The 13,256-nt window shown below is 72.1% G+C and carries 12 protein-coding genes and 1 pseudogene; 7 read left to right on the top strand and 6 right to left on the bottom strand.

What is annotated here, in order from left to right:
* Together E1295_RS50510 and E1295_RS43500 are read left to right on the top strand one after the other, a co-directional pair.
* Positions 1–186: pseudogene (locus tag E1295_RS50510) on the top strand (hypothetical protein); the annotation flags it as partial.
* A 60-nt stretch (positions 187–246) separates the two neighbouring features.
* Complete coding sequence (locus E1295_RS43500) at positions 247–1,062, top strand: MHYT domain-containing protein (protein ID WP_132640479.1); 816 nt, start codon at positions 247–249, stop codon at positions 1,060–1,062.
* 137 nt (positions 1,063–1,199) lie between these two features.
* Here E1295_RS43500 and E1295_RS43505 read toward each other — a convergent pair whose 3' ends face one another.
* Together E1295_RS43505 and E1295_RS43510 are read right to left on the bottom strand one after the other, a co-directional pair.
* The gene (locus E1295_RS43505) at positions 1,200–2,225 is read right to left on the bottom strand and encodes a 6-phosphofructokinase (RefSeq protein ID WP_132640481.1); all 1,026 of its coding nucleotides are present in this window, start codon (positions 2,223–2,225) and stop codon (positions 1,200–1,202) included.
* A 265-nt stretch (positions 2,226–2,490) separates the two neighbouring features.
* Positions 2,491–3,399 carry a lactonase family protein gene (locus E1295_RS43510; protein WP_166427701.1) on the bottom strand — a complete coding sequence of 303 codons (909 nt, stop codon included), beginning with the start codon at positions 3,397–3,399 and terminating at the stop codon, positions 2,491–2,493.
* 94 nt (positions 3,400–3,493) lie between these two features.
* Between E1295_RS43510 and E1295_RS43515 the strand changes: the two genes are divergently transcribed.
* Positions 3,494–4,354: a bifunctional helix-turn-helix transcriptional regulator/GNAT family N-acetyltransferase gene (locus E1295_RS43515; RefSeq protein WP_246081102.1), complete on the top strand. Its 861-nt coding sequence runs from the start codon at positions 3,494–3,496 to the stop codon at positions 4,352–4,354.
* On the opposite strand, the gene E1295_RS43520 is transcribed toward E1295_RS43515, so the two are convergent.
* Positions 4,311–6,485, bottom strand: a complete 2,175-nt coding sequence (locus E1295_RS43520; protein WP_132640487.1) for an MMPL family transporter — start codon at positions 6,483–6,485, stop codon at positions 4,311–4,313. The two genes, E1295_RS43515 and E1295_RS43520, sit on opposite strands and share 44 nt — an antisense overlap.
* Positions 6,486–6,627: 142 nt before the next feature.
* Here E1295_RS43520 and E1295_RS43525 point away from each other — a divergent pair, with 142 nt between their 5' ends.
* A complete protein-coding gene (locus E1295_RS43525; protein WP_132640489.1) occupies positions 6,628–7,221 on the top strand; it encodes a TetR/AcrR family transcriptional regulator in 594 nt (197 codons plus the stop codon).
* A 48-nt stretch (positions 7,222–7,269) separates the two neighbouring features.
* On the opposite strand, the gene E1295_RS43530 is transcribed toward E1295_RS43525, so the two are convergent.
* Both E1295_RS43530 and E1295_RS43535 read right to left on the bottom strand, forming a co-directional pair.
* Entirely contained in the window at positions 7,270–8,292 is a 1,023-nt protein-coding gene (locus tag E1295_RS43530; protein WP_132640491.1) for an alkaline phosphatase PhoX, read from the bottom strand.
* A gap of 173 nt (positions 8,293–8,465) precedes the next feature.
* A complete protein-coding gene (locus tag E1295_RS43535; protein WP_132640493.1) occupies positions 8,466–8,933 on the bottom strand; it encodes a Dps family protein in 468 nt (155 codons plus the stop codon).
* A gap of 114 nt (positions 8,934–9,047) precedes the next feature.
* Here E1295_RS43535 and E1295_RS50515 point away from each other — a divergent pair, with 114 nt between their 5' ends.
* Positions 9,048–9,866 (top strand): helix-turn-helix domain-containing protein, encoded by an 819-nt coding sequence (locus E1295_RS50515; protein ID WP_220449191.1) that lies wholly within the window; start codon positions 9,048–9,050, stop codon positions 9,864–9,866.
* Positions 9,863–12,235, top strand: coding sequence for a VIT domain-containing protein (locus E1295_RS43545; RefSeq protein WP_132640495.1), 2,373 nt, complete (start codon positions 9,863–9,865; stop codon positions 12,233–12,235). The genes E1295_RS50515 and E1295_RS43545 overlap by 4 nt, the downstream gene beginning before the upstream one ends.
* Before the next feature lie 21 nt (positions 12,236–12,256).
* Here E1295_RS43545 and E1295_RS43550 read toward each other — a convergent pair whose 3' ends face one another.
* Positions 12,257–12,520 carry a YciI family protein gene (locus tag E1295_RS43550; protein WP_132640497.1) on the bottom strand — a complete coding sequence of 88 codons (264 nt, stop codon included), beginning with the start codon at positions 12,518–12,520 and terminating at the stop codon, positions 12,257–12,259.
* Positions 12,521–12,593: 73 nt separating this feature from the next.
* On the opposite strand from E1295_RS43550, the gene E1295_RS43555 reads away from it, so the two are divergent.
* On the top strand, positions 12,594–13,256 hold a 663-nt coding region (locus E1295_RS43555), incomplete at its 3' end, for a Crp/Fnr family transcriptional regulator (protein ID WP_166427702.1).

Consider the following 13,256-nt stretch of genomic DNA (forward strand, 5'->3'; position numbering starts at 1 on the left):
GCCCCCACCGGTCAGGCGCCCTACCCCCAGACGCCCCAGGGGGCCTTCGGACCGGCGCCCTTCCAGCAGCCGGGTGGGCAGCCCGGCCAGCCGCCGCTGGGCAACCCGCCGGCGCCGGGCGAAGAGGCGCCACGGCGGCAGCAGCCCTCGTCGCGCAGGCTGCCGTCGCGCTCGCGCAGAAGGTAGTTGCGCGCCCGGCGATCACCCGCCCATACTCCCTTATCAGTACGCGAGGGACGGATGGGTATGCCGCCGGTCGATCATTTCTCTGTCGGGTTCGTGACGCCCGTCGCCGCCTACGTCATCTCCAGCGTGGGCTCGATGCTGGGCCTGCTCCTCACCTCGCGAGCCCGCGTGACCGGCGGGCGGGCCGGCGCATTATGGCTGGTGGGGGCGGCCTTCGCCATCGGCGGCACGGGCATCTGGACGATGCACTTCATCGCCATGCTGGGCTTCTCCGTCCCCGGCCTGACCATCCGCTACGACGTGCCGCTCACGGTGGCCTCCGCGCTGATCGCGGTCGTGGTCGTGGGGGCGGAGCTGTTCCTCGCCTCGTACGGCGGCGACCGCCTGGCCTCCCTGGCCGGCGGAGGTCTGCTGACGGGAGCAGGCGTGGCGAGCATGCACTATCTCGGCATGGCCGCGATGAACATGTCGGCGCATGTCTCCTATGACCCGGCGGTGGTGTCGGTCGCGGTGCTGATCGCGATCGCCGCGGCCACGGTGGCGCTGTGGTTCACCGTACGCGTCAGCGGCGCCCTCAAGATCGGGGCGGCGTCGCTCGTCATGGGCCTGGCGGTGGCGGGCATGCACTACACCGGGATGGCCTCCATGTCGGTGACGCCGCACCACGAGCCCGCGGCCGTCTCCGGGGCCGAGGCCATCGACTTCCTGCTGCCGCTGATCGTCGGCACCAGCCTGCTCACCGTGGGCCTGCTGCTCACCGTCCTGCTGTCGCCCTCGGAGAGGGAGTTGCGCAGCGAGGCCGCTTACCGGGCCCGGCTGCGCGCACACGACGAGGACGCGCCGGAGATGGACCCTTCCGGCACGCCCCGTCGATGATCTATGTGATGGGCACGGCCTGCGTCGCACAGGTGGGCCGCCGACGAACTGCGGCGCAGGCCGTACCCCTTAGGGGGTTGTAGCGGTAACCCCGCTGATGAAGAAGCTACGGCCGCCCGCTTGCAGCCCGCTTACAGTCAGCCGAAGAACACCTCGGCCTCGGCGTAACGCGATACGGGCACGGTCTTCAGCTCGGCCGTGGCCTCGTCGAGCCCGACGCGGACGATGTCGGTGCCGCGCAGCGCCACCATCTTGCCGTAGTCGCCCTCGTGGGCCGCGTCGATCGCCTGCAGCCCGAACCTGGTGGCCAGCACCCGGTCGTAGGCCGTCGGGGTGCCGCCGCGCTGGATGTGGCCGAGCACCGTCGTGCGGGCCTCCTTGCCGGTGCGCTTCTCGATCTCCTTGGCCAGCACCTCGCCGATGCCGCCCAGCCGGACGTGGCCGAACGCGTCGAGCTCGCCCGCCTGCAGCTCCATCTGGCCCTCGATGGGGTGTGCGCCCTCGGCGACGACGATGATGGGCGAGTAGCGGGTGCGAAAGCGCGACTCGACGTATTCGCAGACCCGGTCGATGTCGAACGGCTTCTCCGGGATGAGGATGACGTTCGCGCCGCCGGCCATGCCCGCGTGCAGGGCGATCCAGCCGGCGTGCCGGCCCATGACCTCGCAGATGAGCGCCCTGTGGTGCGACTCCGCGGTGGTGTGCAGGCGGTCGATGGCCTCCGTCGCGATGTTGACGGCGGTGTCGAAGCCGAAGGTGTAGTCGGTGCCCGACAGGTCGTTGTCGATCGTCTTGGGCACGCCCACGACCTTGACGTCACGGTCGTAGAGCTGCTTGGCGACGCCCAGGGTGTCCTCGCCGCCGATGGCGATCAGCGCGTCGACGCCGGTCGAGGCGAGGTTGTCCTTGATCCGGTCGACGCCGCCCTCGATCTTGATGGGATTGGTCCGCGAGGAGCCCAGGATGGTCCCTCCGCGCGGCAGGATGCCACGGACGGCCTGGATGTCCAGCGGCATGGTGTCGCCTTCGAGCGGGCCTCGCCAGCCGTCGCGGAAGCCGACGAACTCGTGGCCGTACACGCTCACCCCCTTGCGGACCACTGCCCGGATCACGGCGTTCAGGCCGGGGCAGTCGCCGCCCCCGGTGAGCACTCCAATACGCATGGCGGGTTCCTCCCGATGGGGTTCACGTCCAGAATCGCATGGTCAGAATCGCAATGTTCGGACCTGTTCAGACGGCATTCTGCCCGTACACGCGGCAGTGGTCTAGACCAAACGCGAGGTCCACCCGCCCAATCTGAACATGGATGCCATTCTGCCGCAGTTCTGGTGACCGTCGTGCGCACCGGAGCGCCTGGCGCGCCCGCGCGGGTGCGCTGCTCAGGGCCGCGCCCGCACAACGGGCGCGGCGGCGGCCGGACGCCCTGGTTCACCGGCCCGTGACCAGCACGCAGGCCGGGCTCTCCACCTCGTACGCCTGCCCGGCCGGCTCGGGGACGCCGTCCTTCAGCGTGAAGACGTTCACGGCGCCGGAGCGCTGGTTGGCGACGTACATGCGGTCGCCGTCGATGGCGAAGTGCCGCGGCCAGTCGCCGCCCGACGCCACCTCGGCCACCACCGACAGGTCGTCGCGCAGCACGGTGACCGTGTCGGGGCCGCGGTTGGCGACGTAGACGTAGCCGCCCGAGAGCTCCAGGTGCGAGGGGGCGTTCTCGCCCTGCCGCCCGGAGGCGGGCACGACCGTGCGCCGCTCGCCCTCCAGGAGGGTGACCGTGCCGGCGAGTTCGCCCGCGACGTACAGGCGCGAGCCGGCGAAGGCGAAGTGGCGCGGGCCGGTGCCCGGCTCCATCGTGATCGGCTCCAGCGGCGTGCCGTCGAGGCGGTAACGGCGGATCTCGTCGGTGCCGAGATCGGAGACGTGCAGGAGGCCGTCGTGGAAGACGGTCTCATGGGCGTGCGGGCCCGCCTGGCGATCGGGGTCGGGGCCCGAGCCCTCGTGCCGAAGCACGATCGGCTCGCCCTCGAACGCGCCTCTGGAGTCGAGGTGGTAGAGCACGGCCGTCCCGTCGCCGTAGTTGGCCGCCGCCAGGAGCGTGCCCGTGGGGTCCACGGCGACGTGGCAGGGGCTGTCACCCTCGCTCGGCCGTTCGTCCAGCGGCCTGAGGCCCTCCTCCCCCATCGTGTACGCGGTGAGCCAGCCGCGTTCGAGCTCTCCCACCGCGTACAACACCGGCAGGGTGGGATGGGCGGCCAGGAACGACGGGGCCGCCACCCGGGTCAGGTCGCCGCCGACCGTCACGATGCCGGGGCCGTATCCGCCGATGTACAGGTGCTTCACAGCGGGATTCCTCCTGTGGTTGACTATGGCAATGAATTCGTTGCCAGAAGCAAGGGTTTCTGAGGTAAGAGCCTTCAACAGGTTCTATACGAAGGTGATCGGCGCACTCCAGGCAGGGATGCTCGACTCGCCGTACTCACTGACCGAGGTCCGGGTGCTGTTCGAGCTGGCGCACGCCGAGCGGATGGAGACCGGCGAGCTGCGCGGGCTGCTCGGCCTGGACGCCGGCTACCTCAGCAGGATGCTCACGCGTTTCGAGGGCGACGGGCTGATCACGCGCGAACGCTCCGCCTCCGACGCCCGCAAACAGCTCGTACGCCTCACGCCCGCCGGCGCGGAGGTCTTCGCCGGGCTCGACAGGCGTTCGGCCGGGGAGGTCGAGCGGCTGCTGTCCGGGCTGCCCGAGTCCGGCCAGGACCGGCTCGTGGCCGCCATGGCGACGATCCGGCGTCTGCTCGGCCCGCCCGCCGAGCGGCAGCCGTACGTGATCAGGCCCCTGCGCACCGGCGACCTGGGCTGGGTCGTCTCCCGCCACGGCGCCCTCTACGACGCCGAGTACGGCTGGGGTTCCGGCTTCGAGCAGCTCGTCGCCAGGATCGTCGGCGAGCTCGACTTCTCGCGCGACACCGGCTGGATCGCCGAGGTGGACGGGGAACGGGCGGGATGCGTGTTCTTCGTCAGGCAGGACGCCACCACGGCCAAGCTGCGGATGTTGCTGGTCGAGCCGTCCGCGCGCGGCATGGGCATCGGGCGGCGGCTCGCGGAGGAGTGCCTGCGGCACGCGCGGGCCGAGGGCTGCGAGCGCATCACGTTGTGGACGCGCGACTGCCTGGCGAGCGCGCGGCGCATCTACCAGGCAGCCGGGTTCGAGCTGGAGTCGCAGGAGAAGGGCAGAGAGAACGGCGTCGAGGTCACCGACCAGATGTGGACGCTCGACCTGCGGGCCACCAGTTGAGCGGCCCCGCCAGGCGCATCAGGCTCGGCACCAGGACCGCCCTGATCACCGTCGCGTCCACCAGCACGGCGATCGCCATGCCGACGCCCAGCATCTGCACGAACGACACCTGCGCGGTGGCGTAGGCGGCGAACGTCAGCGCCAGGATCCCGCCGGCCGCCGTGATCAGCGGGGCGCTGCGCTGCAGGCCCGTCGCCACGGCGCGCTCGGTGTCGCCCGTCCTGTCGTACTCCTCCTTGATGCGCGACAGCAGGAACACCTCGTAGTCCATGGACAGGCCGTAGGCGACGCAGAGCATGAGGATGGGGATACTGGCGTCGAGCGTGCCCGTGGGAGTGAAGCCGAGCAGGCTCGACAGGTTGCCGTCCTGGAAGATCCAGACCAGGGCCCCGAACATGACGCCGAGGCTGAGCACGTTCATCAGGGTCGCCTTGATGGGGATGACCACGCTCCTCGTCATGAGGAACAACACGAGGAAGGTCATGCCCAGCATGAGGGCGAGGACGAGCGGCAGGCGGTCCACCACGGAGGACCGGTAGTCGGCCAGCTCGGCCGGATAGCCGCCGACCAGCGCCTCGAACGGCGGCTCGACGGAGCGGACGGCCTCGACGACGCGGACGGGGTCGTCGGCCAGCGCCTCCGCCGACGGGACCACGGACACCCACGCCCCTCTGCCCGCGAACCTGGCGGGGTCGCCGTCGCCCACCCTGCCGCCCGCGGCGAAGGAACCCGCCGCCGAGTCGACCTGGGCGACGCCGGGAAGCCGGGACAAGCTCGCGGCATACCTCGAAATATCGCCCACCGCCGTACTTTTCGAGATCACCTGGATGGCGTCCGTCTCCTCCGCCGGGAAGGACCGGCGGATGACGTCCTGGGTCTGCCGCGAGGACGCCTCGGGAGGCAGGATGCGGTCGTCGGCCACGCCGAAGCGCAGCCCGAGGAACGGCGATGCCAGCACCAGCAGCATCACCATGGCGGCCCCGCCGGACAGCAGCGGCCGGCGCATCACCCGCAGGGCCAGCGCGTGCCAGAACCCCGCCACGCGCTCCGCCTCTTCCCGCTTGCGGACCATCGCGCCGCCGGCCGTGGCGAGCACGGCGGGCAGCACCAGCACCGCCGCGACCAACCCGCCGATCACGACGGCGACACCCGCGTACGCGAAGGAACGCAGGAAGTCGAACGGCAGCGCGAGCAGCACCACCAGGGACGTGGCCACGGTGACGCCGCTGAACAGCACCGTCCTGCCGGCGTGCTCGACGGCGCCGGCGACCGCGCTCGCCCGCTCGGCGCCGCGCCGTGTCTCCTCACGGAAGCGCTGGATCACGAACAGGCAGTAGTCGATGCCGAGGCCGAGCCCCATGGCCAGGGTCAGGTTGAGGGCGAACGTCGAGATCTCGGCGAACAGCAGGGCGCCGCCGAGGAGGGCCAGCCCCACCACCATGGCGAACACCCCGGCGAGGATCGGCACCACAGCCGCCACCACCCGCCGCTGGTAGAACCAGAGCAACACGAACGCCAGCGGGAAGATCACCAGTTCGGCGCGGACGAAGTCCTGTCTGGCCAGCGGCACCGCCTCCCTGAACACCTCCTCCCCTCCTCCGGCCCGCACCTGGAGCAGATCGTCGCCGACGGTGACTTTCGGCACGAGCCCGGGCAGGACCCCGGCCCGTACGTGGTCGGCGTCACCCGGGATGCGCACCAGGACCAGCGCGTGCCTGCCGTCGCCGCTGCGCAGGGTGGCGGGCCGGTCCCGGGTCCAGTAGGAGGCCGCCTCCGCGACACCCTCCTCGCGCCCGATCCGGGCCGTCAGCTCCCTGCCCGCCGCGGCGACGGCGGGGTCGTCCACGGTGCCGCTTTTGGCGGTCACCAAGAAGATCATGTCGGGGCTGCCCGTACCGAACCGTTCGACCAGCTCGGCCTGGGCACGGTCGGACTCCGACCCCGGCGCCTCGAACCTCGACAGCGACAGCCTCGGCACCACGCCGGCGGCGAGCACCGCGGCGACGACGAACCCGACCAGGGCGAGCGCGAGCACGAGCCGGCGACGCCGGACGAGGAGGAATCCGAGCCTGCGCAGCGCGGGGTCGGCGACGCTCGTACGAGCCGACCGGGGCCGGGTGTTCACCGCCATGCCGGCACCTCGGCGGGCGCCCCCGGAGGGCGGGACACGGACTCGGTTCTCATGACGACTCCCAGAAACTCGGTAAACTACTCGTATTTGGTTGCAGGACCAGAAATACAAGTGAAAGCTCGCATTGTCAACGAGGAGACGCATGACCGAACGCACGGTCCGCCGTCAGGCGCGCGGCCTGAAGCGCATGGCGGAGATCCTTGACGCCGCTGAACAGGTCATCGCCGAGGTGGGCTATCCCGAGATGACCACGAACGAGGTCGCGGCGCGGGCGGGGATGTCGCCCGGGTCGCTGTACCAGTTCTTCCGCAACAAGGAGGAGATCCTGGACGGGCTGGTGACCCGCTACACCGACGACCGGCAGGAGTTCTGGGCCGCCCGGCTGGCCGCCGTCACGCCCGACGTCTCCCTGGACGTGCTGGTCGGGGAGCTGGTGGACGAGAGCGTACGGTTCAAGAGCCGTTCGCCGGCCTACTGGTCGTTGTTGTACGGGACGGCGACCGGTGATCGCCTGGCCGAGGCGGCCGGCCGGTTGCACGACGACATCGCCGGGCACGTCGCCGCCATGCTCCGCCGCCGCTCCCCCGGCCTGTCCGAAGAACGTGCTCTGCTCACGGGCACCATGGCGCTGGCCACGGTGAAGGCAGTAATGCCGATGATCACATCGGCGTCTCCCGAGCGCGGCGCCGAACTGGTGGACGAGCTGAAGTTCATGCTCGTGCGCTATCTGAGCTGACCGGCGGGGCCGCCGCGCCGGCGCGCGGAAGGGTCAGGCGCGGAAGGGTCAGGCGCGGAAGGGGCCCGCCACCTCGAACGTGTGGCCTTCGGTGCGGCCCCGCCGCGCCGAGAAGTAGAGCCGGTCGCCGTCGGGTGAGAACGCCAGCCCGGTCAGCTCGGCGCCGTCGTGCCCCTCCAGCCGCAGGAACGGCGTGACCTCCCGGTCGGGGGCGATGACGTCGATCTGCGTGGTTTCCCTGGCCACGTAGAGGTCGCCCGAGGGCGCCGCCGTGATGGCGCGCACGCCTGAGCACAGCCGGTCGAGCGTCGAGGTCTGCGCGTCGTAGGCCCACAGGCCCGCGTCGCCCTTGGTGGTGAAGTAGCACACCCCGCCCGCGTAGTGGCAGCCGTCGCCGCCGTCGAAGTGGCGGGCGTCCTCGACCTGGTGGCGGGCCTCCTGGCGGAGCGCCGCCGGCGAGGGAACGGCACGCCAGCGGCCCGAGGCGCACAGCACCTCCAGCGTGCCCTCCGTCAGGTCGCCCCAGTCACCTGGCCTGAACCGGTAGAAGCAGCCGTCGGGCTCGTCCTCGGTCATGTAGACCACGCGCCGCTCCGGGTCGCAGGCGGCGGCCTCGTGTTTGAAACGGCCCATGGCCAGGCGGGGGCGGGCGGCGCGCGCGCCGTAGGGGTCGCACTCGAAGACGCGCCCGCGGTGGCCCAGCTCGCACGACAACCAGGTGTGCCAGGGGGTGGCGCCGCCAGCGCAGTTGAGGTCGGTGCCCGACAGGATGCGGTAGGCGTCGGCGACGCTGCCGTCGGCGCGGAAGCGCAGCGCCGACGCGCCTCCGAGCAGCGGCAGCTCGGAGTTGGACACGTAGATCCAGCCGCCGCCGTCGGGGAAGCAGGCGCCTCCGTCGGGCGCCGAGTGCCAGGTCAGTTCGGCCACCTTGTGGCCGGAACGGGCCACCTGCCTGCCGTGGAACCCCGAGGGCAGAACGAGGCCGTGCTCGCCCGGCAGCCGGAGCGGGCCGTACGGGCTCACGCCACCCTGCAAGAGCGGGCCCGTGCGGAGGAGAGTCTTGTGGGACATCGTGGGGCCTCCCTCTAGGTGCCACGCTAGTCGACCGCACGGACATGAATGGCAGGGACTCGTCACTTCAAACTCTGCGCAAACCCCGCCGCTCCACGAGCCGGCCGCAGGGTTCACGACAGACGAAGAGCCCGGGCGCTCCGCCTGCGGGATCCCGGACTCCTCGGGGTGTGTCAGCGCTGGGCCTGGAACATCCAGTGCTGCTTGTCGACCTCCCGCGCCACAGCGATGAGCAGGTCCTGGGTGACGGGGTCGGGCTCGTCGGTGAGCCGGATGCGCTCGTACATCCGCTTGCTGATGCCGTCGAGCGTCTCCGTGACGGTCGCCACGACCTTGCCGTCCTCCAGCCAGCCGCCGTCAGGCTGCGGGAGCTTGGTGTTCCTGGCGACCGTGGCCGAGCGGCCGTCCGGGTTGATCCCGAGGGCGACGCTGCGCTCGGCGAGGATGTCCATGTGCTTCCTGGCCAGTTCGGTGACCTTGTCGAGCTGCCGGTGGATCGGGCGGAAGTGCGCGCCGACGAGGTTCCAGTGGGCCTGTTTGGCGACCAGCGAGAGGTCGATCAGATCGACCAGGGCGCCCTGCAAGGCTTCGGCGACCGTGTTTCTGGCATCACCCGAGAGTGGACCGGTGATCGTGGCCATGTCGTCATTCCTCCCTATTCGGTCGGACTGTCCCTTTTATTAACGACCCCTGGTCCTGCGTTCTTCCGTACGCCATCATTGACAGTGTAATAGTGACAGTGTCATTGTGAGGGTATGAGCGACACCTGGACCATCGGCGAGCTGGCCGAGCGTGCCGCGCGAGCGCTGCGCGACAGCGCCGCGCCCACCGCCAACGGCCGGGTCCGCGACGTGCCCGGGGAACGGCTGATCAGGTGGTACACGACCATCGGCCTCGTGGACCCGCCCCTCACCAGGCGCGGCAGAATCGCCCGGTACGGACAGCGCCACCTGCTGCAACTCGTGGCCGTCAAGCGGCTGCAGGCGGCGGGCCTGTCGATCGCCGAGATCCAGGCCGCCCTCGCGGGGGCGACGGACCGCATGCTGGAGACGGCCGCCGGCCTCACCACGCCTCCTGACGCGCCTCCTGACGCGCCTCCTGACGCGCCTGCCCGACCGGCCGCCGGCGCCCCGCCGCCGAATGCGCCTCCCGCCCCGGGAGCGCGTGCCGACGGCGGGCGCGGGCAAGGGCCGCGGGACGGCGACGAGGCGCCGGACGACCGGGCACGCACGCGGTTCTGGGCCGAGCACCCGGGTAGTGGGGTCCCACGGAGCGCGGGGCACCGGAACCACGCCGACGGCCCCGCCACCCCAGCGCCCGGCGCAGGCGAGGCGGGCCGGCTCCCGGCCGGAACGACCGCGACGCCGAGGGACGACGGCACGCGGCGCGCAGCCGCGGCGGCCGGGCGGCGGGCGGGTGCCGAGGTGGCGGGAGTGGTGACAGGAGTCGTGCTGGCGGAGGGGGTGCGGCTGGTGCTGGACACCGGCCGGGCGCCGTCGGAAGAGGACGTTCAGGCGGTGCTGGCGGCGGCCGGGCCGCTGCTCGCGGTGCTCGAAGAGAGGCAACTGATATGAGGATCACTTCGCTGGAGCCCGCGCGGTGCCTGCCGGTGCCGGACGCCGGGTTCGGCGCCCTGCGGACGGAACGCGGCAACCTGCCGCTCGAGAGCGTGGACGTGGCCGCCGACATCTCGGGGCTCATCGCCGGGGTCGAGGTCACCCAGGGGTTCAGAAACCCGTTCGACGTCACCTTGGAGGCGACGTACGTCTTCCCGCTGCCCGACCGGGCGGCCGTGACGGGGTTCCGGATGGAGGCCGACGACCGGGTGGTCGAGGGCGTGCTGAAGGAGCGCGGCCAGGCCAGAGCCGACTATGACCAGGCGCTGCGCGAGGGCAGGCGAGCGGCGATCGCCGAGGAGGACCGGCCGGACGTCTTCACGATCCGGGTGGGCAACATCCTGCCCGGCGAGCGCGTCTCCGTCAGGCTGACCATGAGCCAGCCCCTGCCGTACGAGGACGGTGCGGCCACCTTCAGGTTCCCGCTGGTCGTGGCGCCGCGCTACATCCCGGGCACCCCCATCGACGGGCGGCCGGCCGGCGACGGCGCCGCACCCGACACCGACGCGGTCCCGGACGCCTCGCGGATCACGCCTCCCGTGCTGCTGCCCGGCTTCCCCGACCCGGTGCGGCTCTCGCTCAGCGCCCGCGTCGACGCCGCGGGCCTGCGACTGCGCGATCTCGCCTCCAGCCTGCACGTGGTGGAGGAGGAGGGACAGACGGTACGCCTGCGCCCCGGCGAGCGGCTCGACCGCGACTTCATCCTGCGCATGTCGTTCGACGCCTCCACGTCGTTGCAGCTCGACGGCGGAACCGACGGAGGGACCGACGGCGGGAGGACCTTCGCGCTGACCGTCGTACCGCCGCCGCTGCAGTCCACGCGCGCGCCCCGCGACGTGGTGCTGCTGCTCGACCGCTCAGGCAGCATGGGCGGCTGGAAGATGGTCTGCGCGCGCCGGGCCGCCGCGCGCATCGTCGACACGCTGACCTCTCAGGACAGGTTCGCGGTGCTGACCTTCGACTCCGTGGTGGAGCAGGCGTTCGAGGGCCTGGTGGAGGCCGATGACCGCAACCGCTACCGCGCCGTCGAACATCTGGCCCGGGTCGACGCCCGCGGCGGCACCGAGATGCTGGAGCCGCTGCAGCAGGCCGTCGCCCTCCTCGACGGCACGTCCGGACGCGAACGCGTCGTGGTGCTGGTCACCGACGGCCAGGTGGGCAACGAGGACCAGATCCTGGAGCGGGCCGGCGGCGCGCTGTCGGCCATGCGCGTGCACACCGTCGGCATCGACAGGGCCGTCAACGCCGGGTTCCTCGGCCGGCTGGCGGGGCTGGGCGCGGGCAGGTGCGAGCTGGTCGAGTCGGAGGACCGGCTCGACGCCGCCATGGAGCAGATCCACCGCAGGATCGGCGCTCCCCTGGTCACCGACCTGTCGATCAAGGGCCTCGACGTGGAGCCCGGCACGGTCACGCGTCTCGGCTCGATCTTCCCCGGCGTACCGCTGCGGGTGTTCGGGCGTTACCGCGAGGGCTCCTCCCTGACCGTGCGCGGCATGGCGGCCGACGGTCCGTGGGAAGAGCAGGTCCAGGGCGTGGAGGTGGACAATCCGGCCATCCGCGCCGTCTGGGCCCGTACGCACCTGCGGGAGCTCGAGGACCGGTACGCCATGGGCGAGCACGACCTGGAGTCCACGATCGTGCGCACGTCCCTCGACACCGGCGTGCTCTGCCGCTTCACCGCCTACGTCGCCGTCGACACCAGGCAGGTCGCCGAGGGCGGCCCCGAACACCGCGTCATCCAGCCGGTCGAGCCGCCGAGCGGATGGGAGCTGCCGCATGGCGCCGCGCCGATGGCCGGGTTCGGGCACACGATGATGGCCGCCGCGCCCGCGGCCGCCGTACGCATGCGGCGTCCTCAGACCTTCGCCCCCGGCAGTGAGCAGGGGCTGTTCTCGGGCGGCGACGCCGGTCCGGCCGGGCTGCCCTCGATGCCGGGAGCCCCTCCGCGTCCGGGCTCCGCTCGCGGCGGGTCCCGCGCGCCGGGGTCCGGTCCGCGGCGCGCCGACCCGCTGGGCCCGGTACGCCCGCAGCTGGTGGCCGAACTCGGCAGGCTGACGGCGCTGCCGGGGCCCGACCTGCTCTACCTGGCCGATCTGGGCTCACGGCTCGCCGCGCTGGCCGCGTACCTGGGAGGCAACGAGGAACTGGCGGCGCTGGCCCGCGAGCTGGAGGCGGCCGAGCGGCCCGGCGCGGACGCGCAGGCCCTGCACGACCGCGCGGTCGCCGTCCTCACCGCGCTCACCCGCGACCCCGCCGCCCCGGGCGCCTCGCCGGGCGCCTCGGGTGAGAACGAGCCGCGTCGGGGGCCGTTCTGGAAGCGGGCCTAGACCGGGCGGCCACCGGGACGGTCACATGATCGGCGTCCACTCCTTGAGCAGGACGACCTCGGAGCCGCCGGCCGCCGTGTACGGGTCCCGCCGGAGGATCTCCCGCAGTTCCTCCTCTCCGGACACCTCGTAGACGTGCACCGCCCCGGTGTCGTCCGCCCATGGTCCGGCGGCCACCAGCCGCCCTTCCTCCTTGAGCCCGCGCAGGTGGTCCCGGTGCGCGGGCCGGGCCGCGAGCCGTCGCGGGTCGCCGTCGAAAGCCAGGTGAACTACGTATCTCGCCATGCCCCGCACGCTAGGCCCGAGCCCTCCGCCCGCTCAGCATCACGGGGCACGGCGAGGGTGTATATCGGGATACATGACGTACGCGCTGACCGACCTGCCGATGTTCGCCCGGCTGGGAGAGGAGCGGTTGCGCGGGCTGCCGGCGCGGCCCAGGCGTTATCCGGCGGGGCAGGTGCTGTGCACCGAGGGCGACCCCGCCGACCACCTGATCGTGCTGCTCGACGGGCGGGTCAAGGCGGGGCGGGTGAGCGCGGAGGGCCGCGAGGTGATCCTCGCCGTGGAGGCGGCGCCGGTCGCGTTCGACAAGACCGCCCTGCTCGTGGACGGCACGCACCGGGCGACGCGCACGGCCCTGTCGGCGGTGGAGGTCGCGTACGTTCCGCGCGCCGCCGTGCTCGACCTGATCGCCGGCGAACCGGAGGTCGCGGCGCGGCTGCTGCGGACGCTGGCCGAGACGGTGCGGGATCTCGACGAACGGCTCACCGACGCGGCGGTGCGCGACGTGCCGACGCGCGTGGCGGCCTGGCTGGTACGCCGGTGCGCCGGCGGCCCGGTGCCGCTCCACGGGGGCCAGGCGGGTCTCGGTGCGGAGATCGGCGCGACCCGGGTGAGCGTCAACCGGGCACTGCGCGGGTTGGAGCGCCGTGGCCTGATCGAGATCTCCGCGGGCGCGGTGACCGTACTGGATGCCCTGGCCCTTGCCCGCCTGGCCTCCGTCCCGGCCCCAGCGCCCCAC

Origin of the sequence: Nonomuraea mesophila (assembly GCF_004352805.1) — a bacterium.
Classification (GTDB): domain Bacteria; phylum Actinomycetota; class Actinomycetes; order Streptosporangiales; family Streptosporangiaceae; genus Nonomuraea; species Nonomuraea longispora.

Coding starts and splice junctions, on each gene's coding strand:
- E1295_RS43500 (WP_132640479.1), top strand. CDS start 247: ATGCCGCCGGTCGATCATTTCTCTGTCGGGTTCGTGACGCCCGTCGCC.
- E1295_RS43505 (WP_132640481.1), bottom strand. CDS start 2,225: ATGCGTATTGGAGTGCTCACCGGGGGCGGCGACTGCCCCGGCCTGAAC.
- E1295_RS43520 (WP_132640487.1), bottom strand. CDS start 6,485: ATGGCGGTGAACACCCGGCCCCGGTCGGCTCGTACGAGCGTCGCCGAC.
- E1295_RS43525 (WP_132640489.1), top strand. CDS start 6,628: ATGACCGAACGCACGGTCCGCCGTCAGGCGCGCGGCCTGAAGCGCATG.
- E1295_RS43530 (WP_132640491.1), bottom strand. CDS start 8,292: ATGTCCCACAAGACTCTCCTCCGCACGGGCCCGCTCTTGCAGGGTGGC.
- E1295_RS43535 (WP_132640493.1), bottom strand. CDS start 8,933: ATGGCCACGATCACCGGTCCACTCTCGGGTGATGCCAGAAACACGGTC.
- E1295_RS50515 (WP_220449191.1), top strand. CDS start 9,048: ATGAGCGACACCTGGACCATCGGCGAGCTGGCCGAGCGTGCCGCGCGA.
- E1295_RS43545 (WP_132640495.1), top strand. CDS start 9,863: ATGAGGATCACTTCGCTGGAGCCCGCGCGGTGCCTGCCGGTGCCGGAC.
- E1295_RS43550 (WP_132640497.1), bottom strand. CDS start 12,520: ATGGCGAGATACGTAGTTCACCTGGCTTTCGACGGCGACCCGCGACGG.